This window comes from Streptomyces sp. NPDC044571, from assembly GCF_040647115.1.
Taxonomy (GTDB): Bacteria; Actinomycetota; Actinomycetes; order Streptomycetales; family Streptomycetaceae; genus Streptomyces.
Genome location: NZ_JBEZBN010000005.1, coordinates 149,231 through 175,930, shown reverse-complemented (window position 1 = coordinate 175,930; position 26,700 = coordinate 149,231). Strand labels below are relative to the sequence as shown.

The 26,700-nt window shown below is 74.8% G+C and carries 12 protein-coding genes; 8 read left to right on the top strand and 4 right to left on the bottom strand.

What is annotated here, in order from left to right; translation table 11 throughout:
* The first annotated feature begins 13 nt into the window (after window positions 1-13).
* From AB0B01_RS04600 to AB0B01_RS04585, 4 genes are read left to right on the top strand one after another with little or no spacing between them, the layout of a single operon-like run.
* Complete coding sequence (locus AB0B01_RS04600; RefSeq protein WP_361712824.1) at window positions 14-6,400, top strand: amino acid adenylation domain-containing protein; 6,387 nt, start codon at window positions 14-16, stop codon at window positions 6,398-6,400.
* A 39-nt stretch (window positions 6,401-6,439) separates the two neighbouring features.
* The gene (locus AB0B01_RS04595) at window positions 6,440-13,744 is read left to right on the top strand and encodes an amino acid adenylation domain-containing protein (protein ID WP_361712822.1); all 7,305 of its coding nucleotides are present in this window, start codon (window positions 6,440-6,442) and stop codon (window positions 13,742-13,744) included.
* A 14-nt stretch (window positions 13,745-13,758) separates the two neighbouring features.
* The gene (locus AB0B01_RS04590; protein WP_361712820.1) at window positions 13,759-15,018 is read left to right on the top strand and encodes a cytochrome P450; all 1,260 of its coding nucleotides are present in this window, start codon (window positions 13,759-13,761) and stop codon (window positions 15,016-15,018) included.
* Window positions 15,019-15,030: 12 nt separating this feature from the next.
* Window positions 15,031-16,299, top strand: coding sequence for an MFS transporter (locus tag AB0B01_RS04585; RefSeq protein WP_361712818.1), 1,269 nt, complete (start codon window positions 15,031-15,033; stop codon window positions 16,297-16,299).
* Window positions 16,300-16,347: 48 nt separating this feature from the next.
* On the opposite strand, the gene AB0B01_RS04580 is transcribed toward AB0B01_RS04585, so the two are convergent.
* The 3 genes from AB0B01_RS04580 to AB0B01_RS04570 form a co-directional block, all read right to left on the bottom strand.
* Window positions 16,348-19,257, bottom strand: coding sequence for an AAA family ATPase (locus AB0B01_RS04580; RefSeq protein WP_361712816.1), 2,910 nt, complete (start codon window positions 19,255-19,257; stop codon window positions 16,348-16,350).
* A 98-nt stretch (window positions 19,258-19,355) separates the two neighbouring features.
* A complete protein-coding gene (locus tag AB0B01_RS04575; protein ID WP_361712814.1) occupies window positions 19,356-19,574 on the bottom strand; it encodes a hypothetical protein in 219 nt (72 codons plus the stop codon).
* 102 nt (window positions 19,575-19,676) lie between these two features.
* The gene (locus AB0B01_RS04570; protein ID WP_361712812.1) at window positions 19,677-22,991 is read right to left on the bottom strand and encodes a type 2 lanthipeptide synthetase LanM family protein; all 3,315 of its coding nucleotides are present in this window, start codon (window positions 22,989-22,991) and stop codon (window positions 19,677-19,679) included.
* A gap of 334 nt (window positions 22,992-23,325) precedes the next feature.
* Here AB0B01_RS04570 and AB0B01_RS04565 point away from each other — a divergent pair, with 334 nt between their 5' ends.
* The 4 genes from AB0B01_RS04565 to AB0B01_RS04550 all read left to right on the top strand — a co-directional run bounded on the left by AB0B01_RS04565 (window position 23,326) and on the right by AB0B01_RS04550 (window position 26,215).
* On the top strand, window positions 23,326-23,952 hold the full coding sequence (locus AB0B01_RS04565; RefSeq protein ID WP_361712810.1) for a response regulator transcription factor: 627 nt from the start codon (window positions 23,326-23,328) through the stop codon (window positions 23,950-23,952).
* Window positions 23,949-24,308, top strand: a complete 360-nt coding sequence (locus AB0B01_RS04560) for a LuxR C-terminal-related transcriptional regulator (RefSeq protein WP_361712808.1) — start codon at window positions 23,949-23,951, stop codon at window positions 24,306-24,308. Before AB0B01_RS04565 ends, AB0B01_RS04560 begins: the two co-directional genes overlap by 4 nt.
* Before the next feature lie 90 nt (window positions 24,309-24,398).
* The gene (locus tag AB0B01_RS04555; protein WP_361712806.1) at window positions 24,399-25,436 is read left to right on the top strand and encodes a hypothetical protein; all 1,038 of its coding nucleotides are present in this window, start codon (window positions 24,399-24,401) and stop codon (window positions 25,434-25,436) included.
* 32 nt (window positions 25,437-25,468) lie between these two features.
* The gene (locus tag AB0B01_RS04550; RefSeq protein ID WP_361712804.1) at window positions 25,469-26,215 is read left to right on the top strand and encodes a hypothetical protein; all 747 of its coding nucleotides are present in this window, start codon (window positions 25,469-25,471) and stop codon (window positions 26,213-26,215) included.
* 67 nt (window positions 26,216-26,282) lie between these two features.
* On the opposite strand, the gene msrB is transcribed toward AB0B01_RS04550, so the two are convergent.
* The gene (gene msrB / locus AB0B01_RS04545; RefSeq protein WP_361712802.1) at window positions 26,283-26,690 is read right to left on the bottom strand and encodes a peptide-methionine (R)-S-oxide reductase MsrB; all 408 of its coding nucleotides are present in this window, start codon (window positions 26,688-26,690) and stop codon (window positions 26,283-26,285) included.
* Window positions 26,691-26,700 lie beyond the last annotated feature (10 nt).

The following is a 26,700-nucleotide window of genomic DNA, read 5'->3' as shown; positions in this document are numbered from 1 at the left end:
TTGGAGGCCCACAGTGAAGGTTGTCGCAGCGCAGGGCGGGGCGAAGCACGGCAGCGTTGCCGGCGGGAGCCCCCGTGAGGGTGACGGGGTGTCGTTCGCGCAGCGGAGGCTGTGGTTCCTCGACCAGCTGTCCGGAGGCTCCGCAGAATCCCTGCTGCCGCTGGCCCTGCGCATCCGCGGCGCCCTCGACGTCCCGGCCCTCGAACGGTCGCTGAGCGGCGTCGTCGACCGGCACGAGGTGCTGCGCACCCGGTTCACCGCCGTCGACGGGGAACCGGTACCGCAGGTGGACGCGCCGGGCCGCACCGTGCTGGAGCGGGTGGAGGCGGCGGACACCGCCGAGCTGTTCGACCGGGAACTGGCGCGCCCCCGCGACCTGGCCCGCGAGCACCCGCTGCGGGCCACCCTCGCCCGCCTCGGGCCCGAGGAGCACGTCCTGCTCCTGGTGGTCCACCACATCGCCGTGGACGGCTGGTCCTGGGACGTGCTGCTGCGCGAACTGGCCGCCGGCTACCGCGGCGAGGCGGTGGCGGCGCCCGCACTGCAGTACACGGACGTGGCCCGTGCCGAGGCCGAGCGGCTGAGCGGCCCGCGCATGGAGCGGCTGCTCGGCTACTGGCGGGAAAGGCTGGCGGGGGTGCCCCCGCTCGCCCTGCCGGCGGACCGCCCCCGGCCGGCGTTCTGGGACGGCTCCGGGGACGTCGTCCGCTTCGAACTGCCCGCCCGGCTGGTCGACGAGGTGGACCGGGTGGCCCGCGAGCACCGCGCGACCCGCTACATGGTGCTCCTCGCCGTGTACCAGGCCCTGCTGGCGCGCTACTCCGGCCGCTCGGACATCGCCGTCTGCACGACGCTGGCCGACCGGGGGCGGGCGGAGGTGGCCGATGTGATCGGCCCCTTCGTCAACACCATCGTCCTGCGGACCGACCTGTCCGGGGAGCCGAGCTTCGCCGAGCTGCTGGAGCGGGTCCGTGCGGGCGCCCTCGCCGACTTCTCGCACGCCGGGGCGCCCTTCGACCGTGTGGCCGGGGAGGTGGTCACCGAGCGCGACCTCTCCCGCCATCCGCTCGCGCAGGCGTCCTTCACCCTGCTCAACACCGTCCCCGCCACGGCGGGCCTGGACGGGCTGGACGTGTCGCTCGTACGGACCCCGCTGACCGGCACGCCGCTGGACGTGTTCCTCGACCTGAGCCTGCGCGCCAACGGCGACATCGCCGCCCGGCTCCAGTACTCCACCGCCCTGTTCGACGCCGGCACCATGACCCGCTTCACCGAGGGCTACATGGCCCTGCTGTGCGCCGCGGTGGCCTCCCCCGAGTCCCCGCTGGCCGAACTGGCGCGGCGGATCGAGCCGCTGCCGGGCCGGGAGCGCCGCCGGCTGCTGGAGCTGGCGGGCCCGGCGGGCGAGGTGGTGGCCGCGCCGCCGTTCCGGGTGTCCGGGGAGGCGGGCGCGGTGGCCCTCGTCTGTGGGGACGAGACCCTGTCCTACAGCGAGCTGGACGCCCTCGGCGGTGGCCTGGCCACGGCGCTGCGGGCGGCCGGCGTGGGCCCCGGCACCCCGGTGGGGGTGTGCATGCGGCGCGGGGTGCGGTCGGTGGCCGCGATGACCGCGATCTGGCGGGCGGGCGGGGTGTACGTACCGCTGGACCCGTCACTGCCCGAGGAACGCCTGCGCTTCATGGCGGCCGAGGCGGGGCTGCACTGCATCCTCGCCGACGCGGCGACCGGCGAGCGGGCCGGCGGGCTCGGCCCGGCGGTGCTGCCCGTGGAGGGCGTCCGGCCCGACCCGGACGCGCCGCACCACACGCCGGATCCCCGCGACCTGGCGTACGTCATCTTCACCTCGGGCTCGACCGGACGCCCCAAGGCCGTCGGCATCGAGCACGGTGCGCTCGCCGCCCATGTGGCCGCGGCCCGGGCCGAGTTCGGCATCACCGCAGCGGACCGGGTGCTCGCCTTCTCCTCCTTCTCCTTCGACGCCTCCCTGGACCAGCTGCTGACCGCGCTCGGCTGCGGGGCCACCCTGGTCGTGCGGCCGGACGAGCAGTGGCTGCCCTCGCAGATCCCCTCGGTGGTGGAGCGGCACGGGATCACGGTGCTGAACCTGCCGCCCACCTACTGGGCCCAGCTGGCCCTCTCCCTCACCGACGCCACCGCGCGGGCGCTGGCGCCGCTGCGGCTGCTGATCCTCGGCGGGGAGTCCGTCCCGGCGGGGGCGCTGGCCGCCTGGCGGTCCGCGGTCCCGGGGGTGCGGGTGCTCAATGCGTACGGTCCGACCGAGACCACCGTCACCGCCGCCACCCACGACATCCCGGCGGACGGCGATCCGGGCCGGGTCCCCATCGGGTGGCCGCTGGGCGGGCGCCGGACGTACGTGGTCGACTCCCGCGACGAGCTCGTCCCCGTGGGCGAGCCGGGTGAACTCCTCATCGGCGGCCCGGAGCTGGCCCGCGGCTACCTGGGGCAGCCCGCCCTGACGGCCGCCCGCTTCGTCCCCGACCCCTACGCGCAGGACGGCGGCCGGCTCTACCGCACGGGCGACGTGGTACGCCGACTGCCCTCCGGGGAACTGGAGTTCCTCGGCCGGACCGACGACCAGGTCAAGATCCGCGGCTTCCGCATCGAGCTCGGCGAGGTCGAGGCCGTCCTGCGGGAGTGCCCGGGGGTCGTGGCGGCCGCGGTGGCCGTCGCCGCGGACGCCCAGGGCGGCAGCAGCCTCACCGGCTGCGTGGTGGCCGGCCCCGGCGGCCCGGTCGAACCGGCGGTGCTGCGGGCGTTCTGCGCCGAGCGGCTCCCGCACCACGCCGTCCCGGCGGAATTCGCGCAACTCCCGGCGCTTCCGGTGAACGCCTCCGGCAAGCTCGACCGGTCCGCGCTGCCGGCGGCGCTGCCGGGCCGGGACCGGGCCGCGAGCGGCTGCGAGTTCGTCGCGCCGCGCGATGCGACCGAGCAGGTGGTCGCCGAGATCTGGGCGGAGGTCCTGGGCGTCGACCGGGTCGGCATCGACGACGGGTTCTTCGACCTGGGCGGGCACTCCCTGCTCGCCACCATGGCCGTGTCCCGGATCGCGGAGCGGCTCGGCCGCGAGGTGGAGCTGCGCACCCTGTTCGAGCACCCCCGGATCCGCACGTTCGGCCCGCTCGTGGCCTCGGCCCGGCAGGCGGGCGCCGCCACCGTGGTCCCCGTGGACCGCTCGGGTCCGCTGCCGCTGTCGTTCGCCCAGGAGCGGATGTGGTTCCTCGACCGGATGTCCGACGCCGGCGACGAGTACGTGCTCTGGTTCTCCTGGCGGTTGCGCGGCGGACTGGACCGGGAGGCCTGGCAGGCCGCCCTCGACGACGTGGTCGAGCGGCACGAGGCGCTGCGGACCGCGCTGGCCGAGGTGGACGGCCGCCCGGCGCAGCGGGTGCTGGCGGGCGTGCGGGTACCGCTGCGCTGGCAGCCCGTACCGCCCGCGGCGCCCGGGGAGGACGAGGCCGCGCGACGGGACCGGGTCCGCGGGGAGGCGGTCGCGTACGCCACCGGCCGCTTCGACCTGGCGTGCCCGCCGATGCTGCGGGCCGGGGTGTGGGAGCTGTCCCCGGACGAGCACGTCGCCGTCATCGCCTTCCACCACGTGGCGACGGACGGCTGGTCCAAGGACCTGATCATCGGCGAGCTGTCCGCCTGCTACGCGGCGCGGCGGTCCGGCGGGACGGCGCAGCTGCCGCCCGTTGCGGTGCAGTACGGGGACTACGCGGTCTGGCAGCGCGACCGGATGGCGGGCGAGGTGCTGGAGCGGCAGCTGGCGTACTGGGAGCGGACGCTGACCGGGGTGCCCGTACTGGAGCTGCCCACGGACCGGCCCCGGCCCGCGGGCTGGTCGGGCCGGGGCGGCGCGGTGGAGATCGACCTGCCGCGCGAACTGGAGCCAGCTGTGGGCGCGTTGGCGCGCCGGTACGGGGTGACCCGGTTCATGGTGCTGCTCGCGGTGGTGCAGATCGTGCTGGGCCGCTGGACCGGGCAGCAGGACGTGGCGGTGGGCACCCCGGTCGCCGGGCGCGGCCAGGTGGAGCTGGAGCGCCTGGTCGGCCTGCTGGTGAACACGGTGGTGCTGCGGGCGGACCTGTCCGGCGGGCCGTCCTTCGAGGAGTTCCTCGGCCGGGTGCGGGAGGCGGTGCTCGGGGCCTTCGACCACCAGGAGGTGCCCTTCGAGCGCCTCGTGGAACAGCTGCGGCCGGAGCGGGACCCGTCCCGCAATCCGCTGTTCCAGGTGATGTTCGACGTCCAGGAGAGCGCCACCGGGGGCCCGCACGTCGAGGGCCTGGAGGTGGAGCACTTCGTCCTGCCGTGGGGTTCGGCCAAGTTCGACCTGACCGCCACCTTCCTGCTGTATCCCGACCGGTTCGCGCTGAACGTGGAGTACGCGAGCGACCTCTTCGACGCCGCCACGGTCACCCGGTTCGCCGGGCACGTCGGCCGGGTGCTGGAGTCGGTGCTCGCGGACCCGGGGCGGGCGCTGACCCGCCTGGACCTCCTGTCGGCCGCGGAGTACGGGGAGCTCACCGCGGCGGCGGCCGGCTCGCCGACCGTGTCGGCGGCGCCCCCGTTCACGGTGGCGGGCGAGCCCGACGCGGTGGCGCTGGTCTGCGGGGACCAGGTCGTGCGCTACGGCGAACTGGACGGCCTGACCGGCGGGCTGGCCACCGCGCTGCGGGAGGCGGGCGTCCGCCCGGAGGTCCCGGTCGGCGTGTGCCTTCGGCGCGGCATCCCGTCCGTGGCCGCCATGGCGGCGATCTGGCGGGCGGGCGGGGTCTACGTCCCGCTGGACCCCGGGCTCCCGGAGGACCGGCTGCGGTACATGGTCGAACAGGCCGGTGTCCGGTGCCTGGTCACCGACGACCCGGCCGCGGCCCTCGCGGACCGCCTCGCGGGGACCGGACGGCCCGGGACCGAAGGCGCCGAGGGCGGCGCCGCGGGACGGATGCCGGTGCTCCACTTCGAGGCCGTGCGGCCCGACCCGGACGCCCCCCGCCACACGCCCGGCCCGCGCGAGCTCGCTTGCATCATCTTCACCTCGGGTTCCACCGGCCGCCCCAAGGCGGTCGGGGTCGAGCACCACGCCCTCGGCGCCCATGCCCGGGCCGCCCGCGAGGAGTTCGGCATCACCGCCGAGGACCGCGTGATGAACTTCGCCTCCTTCTCCTTCGACGCCTCCCTGGAGCAGGTCCTGCCGGCGCTGACGGCGGGCGCCGCGGTGGTGGTCCGCCCCGACGTGGTGTGGTCGGTGGAGGAGCTCGCCGCGCAGGTCCGCGCCGAGGGCGTGACCGTCATGGAGGTCACCCCGTCGTACTGGGAGGAGATCGCCGCCCGGCTCGACACCGTCGCCGACGACCTCAAGAGCCTGCGCCTCGCGGTGACCGGCGGGGAGACCCTGCCGTCGGCGCCGCTCGCCCGCTGGTTCCGGTACCTGCCGGACGTACCGGTCCAGAACACGTACGGGCCGACGGAGTCGGTCATCTCGGCCACCTCCCACCTGGTCACCGGCCCGGTCGAGGGCCGCGTACCGATCGGCGGGGCCTGGGGCGAGCGCCGGCTGTACGTGGTGGACGCGCACGACGAGCTGGTCCCCGTCGGCGTACCGGGCGAACTGCTGGTCGGCGGGCCGGAACTGGCCCGCGGCTATCTCGGCCAGGCCGCGCTGACCGCCCAGCGGTTCGTCCCGGACCCGTACGGGGGCACCGGCGGGCGGCTCTACCGCACCGGCGACATCGTGCGCCGCCTGCCGTCGGGCGAACTGGACTTCCTCGGCCGCACCGACCACCAGGTCAAGATCCGCGGCTTCCGCATCGAACTCGGCGAGATCGAGGCCGTCCTCGAACAGCACCCGGGTGTGCACGGCGCGGCGGTCCTGGTCCGCGAACTGCGCGGGGACCGCACCCTGGTGGGCTACGCGGCCGGCCGCGGGCTCGACGCCGGGGCACTGGCCGAGCACTGCCGCACGCAGCTGCCCGGCTACATGGTGCCGGCCTCCTTCGTGGTGCTCGACGCGCTGCCGCGGACCGTGCAGGGCAAGCTCGACACCGCCGCCCTGCCCGACCCCGAACTGCCCGCGCCCGCCGTGTTCACGGCGCCGCGCACGCCGACCGAGGTGGTGACGGCCCAGATCTGGGCGGAGGTGCTCGGTCTGACCGAGGTCGGGGTGCACCAGGACTTCTTCGCCCTGGGCGGGCATTCCCTGCGCGCCGTGGCCGCCGCGTCCCGCCTGCGCACGGCCTTCGACTGCCCGGTCCAGGTGCGCGACCTGTTCGACCACCCGACGGTCGAACTGCTCGCCGCCGAGGTGGAGCGCCGGCTCGTCGAGCAGATCTCCGCGATGAGCGACGACGAGATCGACCTGTCCCTGACCTCCGACTTCTGATCGCCCGACGCCCCAGCCCGAGATTGGACGGAACTTCCCATGACCACTTCACAGGTCGAGTCCTCCCCGACGTCCGGCGGTCTCTCCCCCGCCGCCCGCCGCCTCCTGGAGCAGCGCCTGCGCGGCAAGGCCGGTGCCGCGCCCGCCGGCATCCCGCGCCTGGACCCGCGCCCCGAGCAGGCTCCGCTGTCGGCCGCCCAACAGCGCCTGTACTTCCTCGACCAGCTCGACCCGGGCAGCACCGAGTACCTGATGCCCGCGGCCTGGCGGTTCACCGGCCCGCTCGACGTGGCCGCGCTCGACGCGGCGGTCGCCGACCTGGTCGCCCGGCACGAGCAGCTGCGGGTCGTCTTCCCCGACGAGGAGGGCGTCCCCTCCCAGCGGGTGCTCTCCGCCGAGGGGGCGGGCCTGGACCTGGTCGAGCTGTGCGCCGCCGTCCGGGAGGGCGGTGACGCGGCCGTGACGGCGGCCGTACGGGAGCCGGCGCTGCGCCCCTTCGACCTGGCGGCCGAGCCCGCGTTCCGGGCCACGCTGCTGCGCATCGCCGAGGACGACCACGTCCTGGTGCTCGCCATGCACCACATCGTCTCGGACGGCTGGTCGCTGGACATCCTGATGCGGGACCTGCGGGAGCTGTACGAGGCAAGAGCCCAGGGCGCCCCGCCGCCGGCCGGCCCGGCGCCGATCTCGTACACCGACTACGCGGTCTGGCAGCGCGGCACCGACGAGAGCGCCGACCTCGCCTACTGGCGCAGCACCCTGGCCGGGCTGGCCCCGCTGGACCTGCCCACCGACCACGTGCGTCCGGCCACCCGCTCCTACGCCGCGGCCGTGCACACCGTCGAGCTGCCCGCGCAGCTGACCGAGGCGCTGGCCGAGGTGGGCCGGCGCGCCGACACGACCCCCTACATGACCGTGATGGCGGCCTTCCAGGCGGCACTGGCCTTCCACAGCGGCCAGGACGACATCGCGATCGGCACCGTGGTCGCCAACCGGGAGCGGCCGGAGACCGAGCAGCTCGTCGGGTTCTTCGTCAACACCCTGGTCATCCGCACCGACCTGTCGGGCGATCCCACCTCGGCGCAGCTGCTCGCCCGGACCCGGGAGAGCGTGCTGGGCGCCCTCTCGCACCAGGGCCTGCCCTTCGAGCGGGTCGTCGACGAGCTCAGCCCCGACCGGGACCTGTCGCGCAATCCGCTGTTCCAGGTGCTGTTCTCCCACACCGCCGACCGGCAGGACGGCCCGTACACGCTCGGCGCGGCGAGCGGCACGGCGGTGCCCATCGACCTGACCACCGCGAAGTTCGACCTGACGCTGGACGTCGCCGAGGACGCGCAGGCGCGGCGGGTGCGGCTGCGGTTCGTGTACCGGCCGGACCTGTTCGCCGAGGAGTCGGTGGCGCGGCTGGCGGCGCACACCGTGGCCGTGCTGGAGGCCTTCACCGGGGCCCCGGGCGTGCCGCTGAGCGAGATGGCCCTGCTGACGGAGCCGGAGATCGCCGAGCTGCTGGGTCCCGACGGCCCCGCGGCCCGCACCCCGGCCGGTGGCCTCCCCGAGGTCGCACCCCGTCTGGCTCCGGCGCGGGTGGCCGAGCAGATCCGGCGGACCCCGGGGGCCGTGGCCGTCAGCGGCGGCGGTCGCAGCCTGACGTACGCCGAACTCGACACCGCCTCACGGGCCTTGGCGCGGCGGCTGCGGGCGGCGGGGATCGGGCGGGAGTCCCTGGTGGGGGTGTGCCTGGGCCGGACGGTCGATCTGGCCGTGGCCCTGCTCGGGGTGTGGCGGGCCGGCGCGGCGTACCTGCCGCTGGACCCGTCCCACCCGCGGGCTCGGCGCGAGTTCACGGTCACCGACGCCGGGGTGGAGTGGGTGGTCGCGGACGCGGTCGGACGCGCGGCGGTAGAGGGGCTGCCGGTGGGGGTGATCCCGCTGGAGGACCCCCGGGGTCAGGTCGCGGCGCAGGAGGCCGGGGAGGACGGCCCGGCCGAGGTCCTCCCGACGGCCGACAGCCTCGCGTACGTCATCTACACCTCCGGTTCGACCGGGCAGCCGAAGGGCGTGGAGATCACCCACGCCAACGCCGCCTGGCTGTTCGACGCCGCGGACCGGCACTTCGCCTTCGGCCCGGACGACGTGTGGACCCTCGTGCACTCCCCCGCCTTCGACTTCTCCGTGTGGGAGCTGTGGGGCCCGCTGACCAGCGGAGGCAGGGTGGTGGTGCTGACCGGGGACGAGGTCCGAGACCCGGCCGCGGTGCACGCCGTCCTGCGGCGGGAGGGCATCACCGTACTGAACCAGACGCCCGCCGCGTTCAAGGGGCTGCGCGCCCACATGGCGCAGCAGGGCGAGGTGTTCGCCGACCTCCCGGTGCGCACCGTCGTCTTCGGCGGGGACGCCTTCGACGCCCGGGACTACCGGGACTGGTTCGCCGTGCCGGAGGACGAGCGGCCGGCCCTGGTGAACATGTACGGGATCACCGAGACCACCGTGCACGTCACCTACCGGCTGATCACCGAGGAGGACACGCACTCCCCCGTGTACTCGCCGATCGGCCGCCCCCTGCACGGCCAGCACGGCTACGTCCTGGACCGGGCGCGCCGGCTGGTGCCCCGCGGCACGGTGGGCGAGCTGTACGTGGCCGGCGGCGGGGTGGCCCGCGGCTACCGCAACCGGCCCGAACTGTCCGCCGAGCGCTTCCCGGCCGACCCCTTCGGCCCGGGCGGGACCCGGATGTACCGCACCGGTGACCTCGTCCGCGTACTGCCCGACGGGCAGCTGGCGTACGTGGGGCGTGCCGACCACCAGGTGAAGATCCGCGGCTTCCGCATCGAGCCCGGCGAGATCGAGACCGCTCTGCGGGTCCTGCCGGGGGTCCGGGACGCGGCGGTGGTGGCCCGGCCCGACGCGCAGGGCGGGGCCCGGCTCGTCGCCCACATGGTGCTGACCGAGGGCCGGCCGCTGGACGCGCCGGACCTGCGGGACCGGCTGCGGCTGACCCTGCCCGGGTACATGGTCCCCGCGCTGTTCGTACGCCATGCCAGGCTGCCGATCACCGCGAACGGCAAGGTGGACCGCGCCGCGCTGGTGGCGGTGGCCGCCGAGGGCACGACCGCCCCGGCCGACTTCACCGCGCCGGCCGGTGCGGCCGAGGAGGCACTGGCCGCCATCTGGGCCGAGGTGCTGGGCACCGAACGGGTCAGCAGCACGGCGAACTTCTTCGACCTGGGCGGCGACTCCATCCTGGCCCTGCGGGTGATCGGGCGGGCCCGCTCGGCGGGCCTCGGGCTGAGCGTGGCCGACCTGTTCCGGGCCCGCACCCTGGCGGACCTGGCCCGGCTGGCGACCGCCGCCGACGACGCGGGGCCGGCGCCCGTGGCGCCGTTCTCGCAGCTCGACCCGGCCGACGCGGCCCGGCTGCCGCAGGGACTGGAGGACGCGTACCCGCTGACCCTGCTGCAGACCGGGATGCTGCACGAGATGCTGGCCGACGAGCGGCGCGGGGCCTACCACAACGTCACCGATCTGAAGATCACCGTGCCGGAGGGCTTCGACCTCTCCGCCTTCCAGGCGGCGGTGGACACCGCCGTGCGCAGCCAGGACATCCTGCGGACCTCCATCGACCTCGTCTCGTACGGCGAGCCGCTGCAACTGGTGCACCGCACCGCCGAACTCCCGGTCGGCTACAGCGACCTGCGCGCCCTGGGCCGCGAGGAGCAGCGGGCGGCGGTGAAGGCCTACGTCAAGGAGGAGTTCTCCCGCCGCTTCGACCTGGCCGCCGCGCCGCTGGTGCGCATCCACCTGCACCAGCTCACCGACCACGAGCTGCGGTTCACGATCACGGACTGCCATGTGGTCCTGGACGGCTGGAGCCTCACCTCGCTGATCGCGGACCTGCTCGACCTGCACCGCCAGGCGGTGGCCCTCGGGCGCGTGCCGAGCCTGCCCGCGTCCCCCCGGTTCGCCGAGTACGTGGCGCTGGAGCGGGCGGCGGCCGAGTCCGAGGAGGGGCTGGCCTTCTGGAGCGGCCGGCTGGCCGAGCTGCGGCCCGTACGGTTCCCCCGGCGCGGCAGCGGCGCCTCCCGCGCGGGCAGTTCGGACATCGTCGAGATCCGCCGCTCCTATGCGGCGCTCGCCGAGCCGATCGGCCGCCTCGCCCGGCGCGCCGGCGTACCGCGGCGGACCGTCCTGCTCGCCGCCTTCCACCACACGATGGGCATGTTCGCGGAGCACGACGCCGACCACCCGGCCGCCGGGCACTCGATCGGGCTCGTCACCAACGGCCGTCCGGAGCTGCCGGGCGCCGACCGGATGCGCGGGTTGTTCCTCAACAGCGTGCCGTTCGGCATCGGCAGGCCCGGCCCGGGGCAGAGCTGGCTGGACCTGCTGCGCGCCGTCTTCGCGGCCGAGCAGGAGCTGATGCCGCACCGCAGGGTGCCGCTGGCGCGGATCGGCCGGCTGCGGCCGAATGAGCCCGGTCTGGTCGACGTCCTCTTCAACTACATCAACTTCCACCGGCTCTCCGGCGACAGCTGGGACGAGTCCGAGGAAATCGCGCAGACCATGTTCCCCCTCAACATCAACGTGAGCGTGGAGGGGTTCAGCGTCGACGTCGACACCACCCGGGTGGACCCGGCCGCCGCCGAGCAGCTCTCCGACGTGGTGTGCGGGCTGCTGGCGACGATGGTCGCCGACCCCGAGGGGCCGGTCACGGCTCCGCGGTTGTCGGAGGATGCGCGCCGGCGCGCCCTGGTGGACTGGGCGCGCGGCCCGGTCGTGGAGAACCCGCCGCAGCTCTTCCACGAGTGGATCGGCGAGCACGCCCGGCGCACCCCGGACGCGGTGGCCGTCGCCCACGGCACGCGCGAGCTGACGTACGCCGAACTGGAGGCCTCGGCAGGTGCCTTGGCGGCCCGGCTGCGGGAACTCGGCGTGGGGCCCGAGGTGATCGTCGGGATCTGCGCCGACCGGGGCCCGGACATGGTGCGGGCGGTGGTCGCCGTGCTCAAGGCGGGCGGCGCGTTCCTCCCGCTCGATCCGCAGCACCCCGCCGAGCGCCTCGCCTTCGTGGCCGGGGACAGCGGGATGCGGGTGCTGCTCACGCAGTCCGCGCTGGCGGGCAAGGTCCCGTTCGACGGGGAGACGGTGCTGCTGGACGCCCCGCTCGGGCAGCCCGCGCGGCGGTCGCCCGACGCCGGGACCGCCGCCGGCAACACCGCGTACGTGCTGTACACGTCCGGGTCGACCGGCAGGCCCAAGGGCGCCGCGGTGCCGCACCGCGGGCTCACGAACCTGATCCACGGCCAGCGGGACGTGTGCCGGCCCACCGGGGACGACCGGGTGCTGCAGTTCGCCTCTTTCAGCTTCGACGTGTTCGTCAGCGAGCTGACCTGGGCCCTCGCGAACGGGGCGCGGCTGGTCACGGCGCCCAAGGAGGCGCTGCTGCCCGGCCCCGACCTGGCGGCCACCCTCAACGCCCACGGGATCACCGCCGCCGCCCTGCCGCCGAGCTCGCTCGCGGTGCTGGCGGAGGAGGACGACGAACTGCCCACGCTGCGCACCATCGTGACGGGCGGCGAAGCGCCCACGGCCGAGATGGCCGACGTGTGGTCGCGCGGCCGCCGCTTCGTCAACTCCTACGGCCTGACCGAGACCTCCGTGTGGTCCTGCGGCGAGATCTGCCGCGTGGGCGGCGGCCTGCCGCCGATCGGGCCGCCGATCCGCAACACCCAGGTGTACGTGCTCGACGACGCCCTGCAGCCGGCGCCCGTCGGGGTGCCCGGCGAGATATGCCTGGGCGGGGACGCCGTCGGCCTGTACTACCTGAACCGGCCCGAGCTCACCGCCGCCACGTTCGTGCCCGACCCGTACGGCGAACCCGGCGGGCGGCTGTTCCGCACCGGCGACCTCGGCCGCTACCACGCCGACGGCAGCATCGAGTGCCTCGGCCGCCGGGACACCCAGGTCAAGCTGCGCGGCTTCCGCATCGAGCTGGGCGAGCTGGAGCACGCGCTGCGGGAGCTGCCCGCGGTGCACAAGGCGGTCGTCCTGCTCCGCCGCGACCTGCCGGGCGACCCGGCGCTGGTCGCGTACGTGGTGCCCGCGCCCGGCGCCGCCCCGGACGCGGAGGCCTTGAGGCTGGAGCTGCGCTCCCGGCTGCCCCAGTACATGGTGCCCGCCCGGTTCGTGTTCCTCGACGAACTGCCGCTGAACACCAGCCGGAAGGTGGACCGGGGCGCGCTGCCGCTCCCGCAGGAGCGCTCCGACCTCGACACCGCCTACGTCGCGCCGCGGACGCCGGCCGAGGAGGCGCTGGCCGAGGTGTGGCGTGCGGTGCTGGGCCTGCCGCGGGTCGGCGTCCACGACGACTTCTTCCGCATCGGCGGCAGCTCCCTGTCGACGGTCCGGGTGGCCGCCCGGGCCGCGGCCCGGGGCCTGGCGGTCTCGGTCCGGGACCTGATCGAGGCCCCGACCATCGCCCAGCTCGCCGCCCGGGCCGGGCGGTCGGCGGACGCGGCGCAGGAGGTCAGGTCCGAGGTCCGGCTGCGGGAGGGTGAGGGCGACCCGATGTGGTGCGTCCACCCCACCGGCGGCAGCGCGGCCTGGTACGTCGGGCTCGCCCGGGCCCTGCCGGCCGGGGTGCCGGTACGGGCCTTCCAGGCCCGCGGGCTGCTCGGCGGGGTCGACCCGACCACGGTGGCGGGCATCGCGGCCAACTACGCCGCGGAGATCGCCGCGCACGGGCGGACCGGCCCGCACGACCTGTTCGGCTGGTCGATGGGCGCCAACCTGGCCATGGAGATGGCGACACGGCTGCACGAGGCGGGCCACACCGTGGCGCCGCTGACGCTGATCGAGCCGTACCTGCCCTGCCCCGCCTCCCGGGAGCGGCTCGCCGCCGTCGGCCGCGACATGGAGGAGGGGCTGCGGCTGCGCGACCGGGTGCGCGCCCTGGCGCCGTCGGCCGAGCGGGAGGCGGCGACCGCCGAGCTCACCGCGCTGCTGCTCGGCGCGGGCATGGGCGCGGACGAGGCGGCCATGGTGGAGAACGCCCCGATCGAGGTGTGGCACTCGCTGCTCACCGCCCTGGCCGGCTACGAGCTGCGGCCCTACCCCGGCCACGTCCACCTCGTGGTGGGCAGCGCTGCCGCCGGCCTCCCCGAGGGCGAGCCGATGCCCGGACTGGACGTGGGCTTCCGGGAGTACGTCGAACGCTGGCGCGGGCTGGCCCTGGGCGGGCTCACCGTCCACGTGACCGAGGGAGACCACATGTCGCTGATGTCCGAACCCCTGATCGGCACGACCGCGGCCCTGCTGCACTCGATCCGGACGGAGGCCCGGCGATGACCACCCTGACGACGATGACGCAGACGACTGCGACGGCGACGGCGGCACCCGCCTCCGCGCCGGCCGGCTTCACGGAGCGGTACCTGCTCGACCCCGCCGTCAACGCGGACCCGTACCCGTACCTCCACTCCCTGCGCGACCACGATCCGGTGTACTGGAGCGCCATGCACCGCGCCTGGCTGGTGACGGGCCATGCCCAGCTGATGCACTGCCTGCGCGACCCGGCGGTCTCCGCCGAGCGGGTGCGCCCGCTGATGGACGCCGTACCGGAGGGTGCCCGAGAGGACGCCGAGCGGGCCTTCGCCATCCTGTCCCGCTGGATGGTGTTCAACGACCCGCCGCAGCACCGGCGGCTGCGCCAGGTGTTCCAGGAGCAGTTCGCGGCCCGCTCGATCGGCCGCTACCGCACCTTCGTGGAACGCGCCACCCGCGCCATGCTCGCCCGGCGCGCGGTCCCCGGCCGGACCGGCGACCTGGTCGCGGACATCGCCCGGCCGCTGCCCGCCCTGGTCTTCGCCCGCTGGCTGGGCGTACCCCAGGCGCACGGGCCCTCCTTCTGGTACTGGAACGCCCGGGTGGGCGACCTGGTGCTGGGCGCCGCCCAGGAGGAGCGCGAGTACCGCACCTCGCTCCAGTCCCTGGTCAACCTGGACGACTACCTCGCCGGCCTGGTCCGCGAACGCCGCGCCGACCCCAAGGACGACCTGATCAGCGCCGTGCTCGCGGGCGGCCGGATCGGCACGTCGGTGAGTGAGGAGGAGTTCGTCGGGATGCTGACCCAGATGGCCTTCGCCGGCGGCGAGACCACCAGCAACCTCATCGTCAACGCCGTGCTGGCCCTGCTGCGCCATCCACAGGAGCTGGCGGCCGTACGGGAGGACCCGGCGCGGGTGTCGATGGCGGTGGAGGAGGCCCTGCGCCACGACGGCCCGTCGAAGATGTCGATCCGCACGGCCGCCCGGGACTTCGACCTCGACGGCCACCCGGTGCGCTCCGGCGACCGGATGTTCCTGGTCACCGCGGCCGCCAACCGGGACCCCGAGCGCTTCGCCGATCCCGACCGGTTCAGCGTGCTGCGCGGCAGCGCCTCCCACCTGGGCTTCGGCTTCGGGGCGCACTTCTGCATCGGGGCGGCGCTGGCCCGGCTGGTCGCGGGGGCGGTGGTCGACGTGCTGGTGCGCGAGTACCCGGACCTGGAACTGCTCGAACAGCAGCTCACCTGGCAGCCCTCGCTGCTCAACCGCGCGCTGACCGCCCTGCCCGTCCGCTACTGAAAGGCCCCTCTCATGGCTACCACCTTGGCGGGCGCGGGATCACGGCTGCGCGCCCCCGCCCGGCTGCCGTCCTTCCGCCTGCTGTGGCTCGGGCAGTCCCTGTCCCTGCTCGGCGACGGGTTCAGCTACATCGCGTTCGCGTGGATCACGCTGGGCCTGACCGGGTCCACCCTGGCGCTGGGCTACGTCCTCGCCTTCCAGGCGGTGCCGCGGGCCCTGCTGACCCTGGTCGGCGGCTCCCTGAGCGACACCTGGTCCCCGCGGGCGCTGATGAAGTTCTCCAGCTGGGCCCGGGCCGCCCTGATGGCGGCGGTCGGGCTGGCCGGCACGACCGGTTCCCTGACGCTCTGGATGCTGTGCTGCGCCGCCGCCGCCTTCGGCGCCGTCGACGCGTTCTTCCAGCCCGCGCGGGCGTCGATCCTGCCGTCGGTGGTCGACGAGGAGCTGCTGGCGCCGGCCAACGCCCTGCTCGCGGTCGGCACCAAGGTGGCGGCGGTCCTGGGGCCGGCCGTCGGCGGCATGGTGGTGGCGTTCAGTGACGCGCCCGTCGCCTTCCTCGTGGACGGGGCGTGCTTCGCGCTCTGCGGACTGTGCATCGCGGGGATACGGCCCCCGGCGCGGCCCGCACCGGATCCGGAACCGGGGGACGCGAAGGCGGCGGAACCCGCTGCGGCGCCCGCCCCGCTGACGGCCCGGATGCGGGAGGGGCTGCGCTACGCCCTGGAGGACCCGCGGATCCGCACGATCCTGGTCGTGGACGCGGCGGTGACCTTCTGCCAGTCGGGCCCGTTCACCGTCGGCTTCGCCACCCTGGCCAAGATCGACCTGCACGGCGGTTCCACCACCCTGGGCCTGCTCAACGGCGCCCTGGCCGGCGGGGCGATGCTGGGCACGCTCGTCGGCGGGTCACTGGCCGGCCGCCCCCGGGTGGGCCTGCTGATCGCCGCGCTGGCCGGCTGGCTGGCGGTCGGCACGGCGCTGCTGGGCCTCGTCGGCAACACGGCGGCGGCGCTCGCCACGGTCCTGGCGATGGGCTTCGGCATGGGCTTCCAGGGGGTCTTCGGGATGAGCTGGATCCAGCGCAACATCCCGGGCTCCGTGCTGAGTCGCGTCATCGCGGTGGACATGGTCATCGGCTACGGGGTGGCGCCGCTCTCGCTGATCGCCTGCGGGGCCCTGGCCCACTCGGGCAGCGCCCCGATGTTCACCCTCTCCGCCGTGATCCTCTCGGTGACGGCCCTCGGGATCCTGGCCTCGAAGACGGTCCGCGGGATGCGCTGACCGGACGGCCGCAGCGCCGCCCCGCCCCCGGCGGGGCGGGGCCCGGTCTCAGGACTCCAGGGACGCCGACAGCTCGCACAGCGCCGCCCGGTTGGCACGGCCCGTCTTCGTGCCGAGGGCGGCGATGTGCTTCTCGACCGTACGCGGCGAGATGTAGAGCCGGTCGGCGATGTCCTTGTTGCCGAGCCGCTCGGCGAGCAGCTGGAACACCTCGTACTCGCGGACGGTGACGCCCTGGGAGCGCAGTACCTCCGGGATCCGGCTCGAACCGGTGCGGCGCTGGTGGACCGGGGCGCCCATCCGGCGCAGCCCGGCCCGGCAGGCGCCGGCGACATCGGCCACCCCGCCCTGGTGGAAGTGCTGTTCGGCGCGGCGCAGCCAGGCCACGGGCTCGCCCCAGCCGTCCTCGAACGCCGCGTCCGCGATCAGCCGCAGGCCCAGGTGCAGGGCGGTGGCGTACGGCTCGGCGGCGCGCAGGGCCTCGGCCACGCAGGCGCCCGCCTCCTCGGGGCGGCCCTCGCGGCCGTGCACCACGGCGCCGGCGAAGTGGACGAACTGCCGGTTCCAGCGCATGCGCCCGGGGGCGGTGGCGGCGATCTCCTCGTACGCGGGGCGCCCGGCGGCGCCGGAGAGCACGTCCAGGAGCAGACCGATGCCGTAGCGGCCGCTGAGGTAGTAGGTGCTGGGGTTGGTGCTCTCCAGTTCCGCCACGGCGCGCAGTTCGCGTACCGCGCCGGGCCGGTCCTCCTCCATGAGCGCGCAGAAGGCCCGGGCCAGGCCGCGGGTGAGCGGTTCCTCCTGGGATCCGGCCCCGTCCCACTCGGCGAAGGCGGCCAGCGCCCGGTCCATGGCCGCGCGCTCCCCGCGGTGGGCCGCCAGGCTGGCCCGGGCCATCAGGACGTACCGGGTCGCCGGGGCCAGCCGCAGCCGCTGTACGACGGCCAGGCACTCCTCGGCACACCGCTCGGCGGTGGCGAAGTCGCCGCGCAGGACGGCGTCCAGGATCATGATGCCGTCGATGGTGTGGACGATGGTGGCCGAGCCGAGCCGCAGGGCCTCGGCGCGGGCGTGCAGCAGCGGGGCGGTGTTGCCTTCGGTGAGCCAGTTGTTGCCGCCGATGCGGGTGAGCGCGTACATCCGCTGGAGCGGGAGCTGGTGCTGTTCGGCGGTGTGGAGGGCCGATTCCAGCAGGGCGGTGGCCTCGTCGAAGTCGCGTTCGCGGGCGAGGGTGGCCAGGAGTTCCCAGGCCTGGCAGACGACCGTGGCCAAGCCGTGCCGCTCGGCGGCGAGGAGGCCGGAGTAGGCGAGTTTCTCGGCCAGTTGGGTGCGGTCCGGGCCGGGGGTGTCGAGGGCGAGGTAGGCGGCCGTCACGTCGATGGAGGCGGTGCTGCGCTCGTCGGGGTTGCCGCCCAGGAGTGCTCTGGCCTGGGCTATCTGTCTATTGCCGTCCTCCCAGCGGCCGGCGGTGTGGGCCACCTTGGCCAGGCGGGTGTGCAGGGCGGCGAGCCGGGTGGCGCCGAGCCCGCTGCCGACGAGGGTGTGCATGTTCTCGGCGAAGCTGAAGGCCCGTGCGAAGTCACCCGCCTCGGCGAGTGCGGGCAGCAGCGCCTCCAGGGCGACGGTACGGCCGGCGGCGTCCTGGCTGTCCGCCAGCAGCCGTTCGGCGCGGCTGAGCAGGGTGACCGCCGAGCCGATCGCGCCGGCCGACAGCGCCCGCAGTCCGGCGTCCGTGAACAGGGTGCCGGCCTCGGCGTCGTCGCCCGCCTGGGCGCGCAGCTCCGCGACCAGGGGGCACCAGTCGCCCTCCAGGTCCGGGTAGAGCGCCTGGACCGCGTCGGCGGCCTGCCCCGACATCGCGGCCCGGTTGGCCGGCGTGAGCTGGGTCAGCAGCGCCTCGGCGGTGAGCGAGTGCCGGAAGGCGTACCAGTCGGGGGCGGGCTCGTCGGGGACGACGAGCTGGGCGGCGACGCCCGCGTGCAGGTGGCTGAGCAGGCCGCGGTCGTCGATGCCGGTCATCCGCTGGAGCACGGTCAGGGGGAAGCGCCGCCCGATCACGGCGGCCGCGGACAGCAGGGTCAGCCCCTGGGGCCCCAGCCGGTCGATGCGCCGCAGGATGCCGCGGGCCAGGGCGGTGGACACGTCGCTGCGCAGGTCGCCGACGACCCGCCAGCCGTCCTCGGAGCGGACGAGGGCGCCGCTGCCGATCATGCCCTGGAGGAGCTCCTCGGCGAGGAAGGGGCTGCCCGCGCTGTCGTCCCACAGCCGTTCCAGGGCTTCGGCGGGGACCAGTTCGGGTTCGGTGTCCAGCTGGGCGGCGATGAGCCCGCAGACCTCGGTGCGGGTGAGCGGGGCGAGTTCCAGTACGGTCCCCACGCCGCGCCGGCGGGCCGAGTCGGCCATGTCCAGCGCGTCGCAGGGCTCCGTACGGATGGTGGCCAGGAGCACCACGTTGGTGTACTCCAGGTTGTCCACCAGGTACTCCACGACCGCGAGGGTCTCGGGGTCGGCGTCGTGCAGGTCCTCCAGCAGGAGCAGCTGGCCGTGCTCCTTTCCGGTGGCGATGAGCAGCCGCAGCACGGCCTCGCCGAGGATCACCATGGAGCTGTTGTCCTGGGCGTCGCTGCTCCAGTCGGGGATGATCCTGCCCAGCGCCGGCCGGTAGGGCCCCAGCGGCAGGTCGTCCAGCGGTTCGCCGCTGCGGAACAGCGACATGAGCGCTTCGGTGAGTGGCCGGAACGGCACGGTGGGGCCGGTGGTGCTGCTCCGGCCCCGCAGTGCGCGCATGCCCGTGCCGAAGGCCATGCCGACGGCTTCGGCGGCGAGCCGGGACTTGCCGATCCCGGCTTCGCCGACCAGGAAGACGACCCTGCCGCGTCCTTCGCCCGCGTCGGTCAAGGCCTGCTGGATGTCCCGCAGTTGCGAGTCACGACCGACGATGTACCGCGAACGGGAACGCATGAGCGCAATCTAGTTCATGCGTACGGGGCTCCGTGCGGCGAAAGTTGGCCTTTTCCGATGCCTTGCGAACAGGACGCGGGAGGGGACGGCCGCCCCTGCTACCAGGAGACGTTGGGGGCCGAGACGCTGGTGTCGATCGTGCTCAGGGTGATCACGATGCCGCTGGTGAGGACGACACCGGCCAGAGCACGGGCCCGGGCGCACGCCTTGTTCCGTCCCGACAGGGTGATCCCGCCGGCCGGGTCCTCGACCCGCGTCTCGGCCTCGATCGCCTCGGCGGCCGTCACGGACTGGGCGTTGACCTGGGTCTTCTGCATGGTGGTGAGTACCTTTCTCGTTACCTGATGGGAGTGGTGCTCGGTGCAGTGGTACGTGGTGCCGTGACGCTGGTCAGCAGGTGGTGCGGGACGGGCCGCCCGCTACCGCGGGGCGGCGCGGTCGAGCAGCAGGACGGAGGGGACCGCCTCCGGGAAGCCCAGCCGGAGCAGGGCGTACCCGATGCCGGAGAGGCCGGTGAGGAGGCCCGGGGACGGGACGTGGTCGGGGGTGCCGCAGCGGCGGCCGTGGTCGTCGAGCCGGCCGAGCACCTCTCCGGTGCGGCGCACCAGCGCGGACCGGGCGGCGTCGTGGCCCTGTCCGGCGAGGACGCCGAGCAGTTCCAGGGAGCCGAACGCGCCGTGCCGCAGGCTCAGGTCGGGGCATTCGGCGGGCGCGGCGTCCAGCAGCGTGACGCACCGGTCGATTTCGGCCGCCGGGAGCGGGCCTGCGGCGCCGAGCAGGCCGGGGCCGAGGCCCTCGGCGGCGGACAGCGCGTCGGCGGCGGCCAGGGCGGTGCCCGCCAGGCCCGAATGCCAGCCGAGGTCGGTCGGGCCGGGCCGGCCGGCCCGGCGCAGGGACTCGTCCAGCGCCCGCCGCAGCAGCGCGGCTCCGGCGCGGGCGTGGGGGGCCGTGTCCGGGGCGACACCCGGAGGCTGCCCGGACGGCTGGGCGGACGACTGCCCGGACGGCGGCTGGGCTGCGGCGTAGCGCAGCAGGGCCCAGCCGATGCCCGCGTCGCCGTGGGCGAAGCCGGGGGGGCCGGGGTGCTGCCGGCCCGCCCGGACCAGCAGCCGGTCGGCGAGCCGTCGGGCCGCCCCCACCACGGCGGGGTGCCCGTACGTCCGCTGCACCGCGACGGTGGCGGCGAGGGCCCCGGCGAGGCCGTCGGCGAGGTCGACGGAACCCGCGGGGTCGGCCTCGACGGCGAGTTCCAGGGCGGCGAGGGCGGCGGGCAGGCAGGCGGCGAGGCCGCTGCTGTCGCCGTCGCCGTCGCCGTCGCCGGAGTGGTCGAGGAGGGCGGCCAGCCGGGCCGCGGCGTAGAGGATGCCGCCGAGTCCGTGCAGGGCGCCGGGGCCCGCGGCGGCGCTCAGCGCCGGGTCCGCGGCCATCGCGGACAGCAGCCCGGGCAGCGGGCGTACGGCCTGCCGGGCCAGCGCGGTGTACCGGTCGGCGCCGGTCAGGGCTCCGAGCTGGGCGAGGAACAGCGCGACCCCGCAGTAGCCCTGGGCGAGGCCGCCGCCCATCGGCAGGACGGCCCAGTGCTCGGCGGCCACCTCCTCCAGGCCCAGCCAGTTGACGCGCCCGTCGCCGTGGACGGCGCGGGCCGCGATCTCGTCGGCGATGCCGCAGGCCGCGGCGAGCAGCCGGGAGGGCTCGGGTACGACGGCCGGTGCCACCCTTCCGGTCAGGGCCGAACGCGGTCCGCCCACACTGAGGTTGGCGCCGGTGACGGCGAGCGTCGCCGAGATCACCCACTCCTGGTCGTGGCGGTCCACCTCGCCCATGGCGGCGATCTTCTCGCGGGCGGCGCGCAGGCTCGGTGCGGGCAGCACCCCGTCGAGGAAGGTGCCCCGGGAGGTCTCCAGCGAGGTGTGCGCGGGGTGGTGGAAGAAGAGCGGCACGTCCCCGCACCACAGGTCGGCGATCTCGTCCTCGATCAGCCGCTGCCGGGCCGGGTCGTGCTCGGACTCCGTCCAGAGCACGGCGAGCACCGCGTCCCGGGTCAGCGCGTCGTGCAGCACGTCGGGGTGGGTGGACTCGTCCAGCAGGGTCGTGTAGAGGCGCGTGGAGCGGGCGATCAGCCGCCCCGGGCTGGTGGCCCAGCGGGCCAGCAGCCCCGGCCCGGTCCCGTCGCCGAGGAGTTCGGTGCGGTGGGTGGTGATCGCGTCGTACCCGGCGCGGAAGCCTTCGAGCAGCGCGGCGCGGTGGTCGGCGTGGCCGGCCGTCCTGTGCTGCGGCAGCGGCCGGTTCTGGCCGGCCGGGCTGGCGATCCGGCCGCGCAGCAGCCGCATCTCGTCCGTGCCGACGGCCTCCCAGCGCAGCCCGTCGCTCGGGTAGGAGCCGCCGTCGGGGCCGCCGAGGGCCGAGATGTCCATGGCGCCGTTCTCGCCGATCAGCAGGCTCGGCAGCAGGCAGGTGCGGTACACCGAGGCCGCCAGGGCCTCGGCCGCCGGGTCGGAGCCGCAGGTCACGGCGGCGGGCAGACCGGCGTGCAGCAGGGTCTCCGCGTCGACCAGGACCGGCTGGTCACCGCAGGCGATGACGTTCTCGTAGTGCATGTCCACGCCGTCGATCGCGTAGAGCAGGGCGAGCAGGGCGCCCTGGCGCCGGTAGAACCGGTCCAGTTCGGAGGGCGACCGGCACCAGCCGTGCTCGATGAACTCCAGCCAGCCGTACCCGTCGCGGCGCAGCGAGCCGGGGGTCCGCAGGCCGAGGCCGGGCACCTTCCCGTTGGCCCAGCCGACCGCCTGGTCCAACAGGGCGTGCTGGCCGAGGGGGCGCGGCTTGTAGACGACGGTGGCACCGCCGGCGAAGTGCAGCAGGGCGACCGACCGGTTCCGCTGGTGGGCGTCGCCCCGCCCGAGGTCCACCCGGACGAGCGGGCCGGGATCGCAGCCGCCCAGCAGCTCCGCGGTGATCTCCCGGCGGTCGGCGGAGAACCGCTCCAGCAGCTCCACCGCGGCCTCGACCGCGTACCCGCAGGTCTGGCCGAGCATCCGGGCCAGCACCGGGTAGCGGGCGAACAGCCGCTCCAGGCCCGGTCGGCTGCCGACGTGGGCGAGGAAGGCCGCGAACCGCTCCCGGGGGGTCTCCCCGCGCAGCAGGCCGGCCGTGCGGGCCCGGTGGAGTTCCTTGACCAGGGTCCGGGCGGCCTGCCGCAGCAGCCGGTCGCCGAGCCGCTCCTCGAAGGCCGCCCGCACCGCGGCGAGTTCGGGCCCGGCCGGTTCGGTCCGCGCGGCCACCTCGGCCCAGGCGGACGCGATCAGGGGGCGCAGCGCCGGCAGGAACACCTCGGCACCGCCGGCGCGGTCCTCCGTACGGCCGGGGACGCCGCCCTCGGCGCCGTCCCCGGCACGGCCCTGCGCCGGGAGTTTCCGCGGCGCCCCGGCCACCACGTCCTCGATGTACCGCGCCCACCGCGGCTTGGTGCTGCGCCCGGCCAGCCGGCCGGGCTCCTCCGCCGCGAGGGCGTACGCCGCCTCCTGTGCGGTCCCGAGACCCGCCAGCCGTGCGGCGAAGCCCTCGGTGTCTCCCAGGGACCACGACGCCGGTCGGGTGTGGGGGGCGTCGGCCGGGGCGGGTGCGGGGGCACCCGGGGCGGCGAGCCGCTCCCGCAGGTTCAGGGCCCGGGCCCACCAGGAGTGGGTCAGGCCACCGACCCGGGTCTCTTGGGCGGTGGTGGCGGTGTCAGTCACGAGAAGAAAACTCGCAGAGCGCGGCGTCCCGCACATGGGGGCCGTGCCCCCATATTCCGCGGACCGGCCTCCACGGGGGCCGCGGACGCCCCCGTGAGGGGCGGGTGGTGCGGGGGGACACCGGCCCGCCCCACGCCCTTTCGACCTGCGGCTGCGCCGCGGCGGCGGTGCGCGCACCGGGCCGTCTTCACAGGATCCGCGCCCATCGGGGCGCACCTTCACAAATGTGGGGGCCACCGCCCGATGCCGGCTGCGCACCGGCGGACCCAGTCTGGGTGCAGTGCCCCTTCCGCCGTCCGGCACCCCGGCCGGCGGATGATCATCGGAGGACCTGGTGGGAGAACCCGTCCCTGTCGACGTCGTCGCATTCGACCCCGTGCTGGAAGCCGGGACCAAGAGCACCCTGTCCGGCTGCCCCGAGGTGTGCCTGACCGCCGCGGGCACGCAGCCGCGGGTCGTGGTCATGACGGTGGACCAGGTCGGTCGGCCGGAGCTCGACGTCCTGCGCACCGTCCGCGACACCCCGGGCCGCCCCGAGGTGGTCCTGGTGGCCGGCGAGCTGGCGCCGGAGGGCGCCCTGCACGCCATAGCCGCCGGCGCCCGCGGGCTGCTGCGCCGCCGGGAGGCGGACGCCGTCCGGCTGCCGCGGGCCGTACTGGCCGCCTCGCGCGGCGACTGCACGCTGCCGCCGGATCTCCTGGACCGGCTGCTGAAGCGCTCGGCCGCCGGCGGACCGGCGGAGGACGGCTCCCCGGACCCCTGGGGCGCGGCGGGGCTCAGCGACCGGGAGCGCAGTGTGCTGCGCCTGGTCGCCGACGGCCACGAGACCAACGAGATAGCCAAGCAGCTGTGTTACTCGCCGCGCACCGTGACGACCGTCGTCCACGACATCACCCAGCGCTTCAGGCTGCGCAACCGCGCCCACGCGGTGGCCTATGCCCTCCGGGTGGGCCTGCTGTGAGCGCCGTCGCCGAACTCACCCGCACGCGGAGCGCCGCACCGGCGGACCGGCTGAGCCTGCTGCGGCAGGCCGGGGACGGCCGGATGCCGTACCCGGCCCTGGTCCGCCTCCTCGGCGCCGTCGCCGCGGAGCCGCCGGCCCGCCCCGCAGCGGCGTCGCAGACCCCGCGCCTGACGGCCCGGCAGACGGCGGTGCTGACCTTGATGGCGGAGGGCCACGGCAACGCGGTGATCGCCCGCACGCTGTCGTGCTCGGAGCACACCGTGAAGAACGTGATCTACGAGCTGATGTCCCGCCTCCAGGCCCGCAACCGCGCCCACGCGGTGGCCTGCGCGGTGCGTCACAGCCTCATCTGAGGTGTTGTCCGGAAAGGCGCCCTTGCACGTCGCGGCGCGGGTGTACGGTCATCGCTCAAGCGGTGGGCGGGGCACGGGGGTTGGGGTGGAATGAGCGACAGTACCGGACGTCCGGACGGCGACGTCGGCCGCCCGCGCGGCGAAGACGGCGGCCGGAGCGTCGATGTCCGCCGTCGGGTGGAGCAGGTCGCGCTGGGCCTGATGGCCACGTCGGGTGTGGTGGTCCTGCTGGCGGACCTCTTCGGCTGGCTGGACGCGCTCGCCCCCGGAGGCGCGCTGCCCAAGGTCACGTTGCTCATCCTGAGCACGGTCACCGTGTTCCTGCTCATGGAGCTCGAACGGCTGAAGAAACTCGACGCCGTCGACGACCGGGTCAGGAACCTCGGCCCCGACGTGGGGCGGAAGGTCTCCGCCCTGGAGGAGAACGTCGGCACGAAGTTCACCGCCCTGGAGACCAGGGTCGGCACCCAGATCACCACCCTGACCGCGAACGTCGAGGCGCACCTGTCCAAGCTGGACATCGACGCCATCGCGCAGCGCCTCAAGCGGCAGCACTACGGCGGCGTGGTCGGGATCCACAGCCGCTTCCCCGAAGACGCGTTCACCGGCCTGCTGGAGCGCGCCGCCGACGAGCTGGTGATCCTGCAGACCTGGATCCCCAACCTGCACCACCTCCGGTCCGCCCTGCACAAGGCGATCACCGACCAGCAGGTCCACGTACGCATCCTGCTGCTGCACCCCGCGTCACCCGTGGCCGGGCTGCGCGACGAGGCGCTCCGGGCGGTGCGGGATCCGGCCCTCGCCGTGAACGTGCGGGCGAGCGTCGAGAGCTGCCTCGCCGGACTGGCCGAACTCAACAGGGCGCTCGCCCCGGGGAACCGCAACCGCCTCCAGGTGCGTCTCTACAACTCCCTGCCCTCCATCGCCGTGTTCAAGATCGACGAGCGTTTTCTGGTCAGTTCGTTCCTGCACGGCCAACTCGCCATCGACTCGACGCAGATCGAGATCGACGGCGGCGACACGGTGATGGGCGAGGAGGTCCAGCGGGAGCTGCGCACGCTGTGGAGCATCGGCGCGGATGTGGACCTCCTCGACTGGCGCACGTCGGTGGCCGGCATCAGCCTGTGATCCACGCCCGTGATCCACGGAAAGGTACCGTCATGCACGATCTGCACGCTCTGGACGCGTTCGAGGACGCACTGGTCGAGCGGTTCAAGGAACACCCGGTCCTTGCGAACGTCGCAGCCCTCCCGGACGAGGACTTCGCCGCACTCCTGCTCCAGCGGCGCTTCGTCTCGCTCGCCTTCACCCCCTCCTACGACCTCGCGATCGACCTGCTGCGCGACGAGGCGGGGCTGCGGATCGCCCGGGTCATCCTGCGCGAGGAGTACCCGGACGACGGCCACGGCCACACCCCCTCGCACCGCGAGGACATGACGGAGGACCTGCGCCGCCTCGGGATTTCCCGCCCCGCCCTGGTGGCCTCGCGGCCCACGGCCCGGACCCGGCAGGTCATCCAGGACACCCTGGAGCTGATCGCCGACGCGGGCGGCCACCCCGACGCCGACCTGCGGCTGCTGACGATCCTGCGGTTCTGGGGCGAGGTGCTGGTCTCCGTCGAGTACGGCCGGCTGTGGGAGCGGATGGCCCCGATGCTGACCGAGGGCGGCAAGAACCGCTCCCGCTTCTACTACCCGCACCACGTCCACGACGCGAAGACCCACTCGCTCGCGACGCTGTCCCTGCTGTCGGGCTCCCACTCGGACCGCCTGGCCACCCGTGTGACCGAGCTCCTCGCCCACGAGGAGTCCACCGCCGGCTTCCGCGAGCTGGAGGAGCGCGCCCTCCACCTCAAGACCGCCTTCTACGACCAGTTCCTCCCGGCCCTGGACCGCGTCGCGGTCTGAGCCGGGGAGCCGGCGGGGGCGAACCCTTCGAACGCGTCCTGACCCCCGGCGCACGCGACCGCCGGCGTCAGCCCTCGTCCGGGGTCAGGCGCAGCGAGATCGAGTTGATGCAGTAGCGCTGGTCCGTGGGGGTCGGGTAGCCCTCGCCCTCGAAGACGTGGCCCAGGTGGGAGCCGCACTTCGCGCACAGGACCTCGGTGCGGACCATGCCGTGCGAGACGTCCGCCCGCAGCTCGACCGCATCGGAGTCCTTCGGGTCGTAGAAGGACGGCCAGCCGCAGTGCGACTCGAACTTCTCCGTGGAGCGGAACAACTCGGCGCCGCAGGCGCGGCAGGCATAGACACCCGGCGTCTTCGTGTCGGTGTACTCACCACGGAACGCCGGCTCGGTGCCCGCGAGGCGCAGCACCTGGTACTCGGACGGCGTCAGCTCCGCCTGCCACTGCTCGTCCGTCTTCTCGACCTCGTAGGCCATGGCTCTCCCG

Excerpts from the sequence above, each read along its gene's own strand:
- AB0B01_RS04595 (WP_361712822.1), top strand. The coding sequence starts at position 6,440 with ATGACCACTTCACAGGTCGAGTCCTCCCCGACGTCCGGCGGTCTCTCC.
- AB0B01_RS04590 (WP_361712820.1), top strand. The coding sequence starts at position 13,759 with ATGACGCAGACGACTGCGACGGCGACGGCGGCACCCGCCTCCGCGCCG.
- AB0B01_RS04585 (WP_361712818.1), top strand. The coding sequence starts at position 15,031 with ATGGCTACCACCTTGGCGGGCGCGGGATCACGGCTGCGCGCCCCCGCC.
- AB0B01_RS04580 (WP_361712816.1), bottom strand. The coding sequence starts at position 19,257 with ATGCGTTCCCGTTCGCGGTACATCGTCGGTCGTGACTCGCAACTGCGG.
- AB0B01_RS04575 (WP_361712814.1), bottom strand. The coding sequence starts at position 19,574 with ATGCAGAAGACCCAGGTCAACGCCCAGTCCGTGACGGCCGCCGAGGCG.
- AB0B01_RS04555 (WP_361712806.1), top strand. The coding sequence starts at position 24,399 with ATGAGCGACAGTACCGGACGTCCGGACGGCGACGTCGGCCGCCCGCGC.
- AB0B01_RS04550 (WP_361712804.1), top strand. The coding sequence starts at position 25,469 with ATGCACGATCTGCACGCTCTGGACGCGTTCGAGGACGCACTGGTCGAG.
- msrB (WP_361712802.1), bottom strand. The coding sequence starts at position 26,690 with ATGGCCTACGAGGTCGAGAAGACGGACGAGCAGTGGCAGGCGGAGCTG.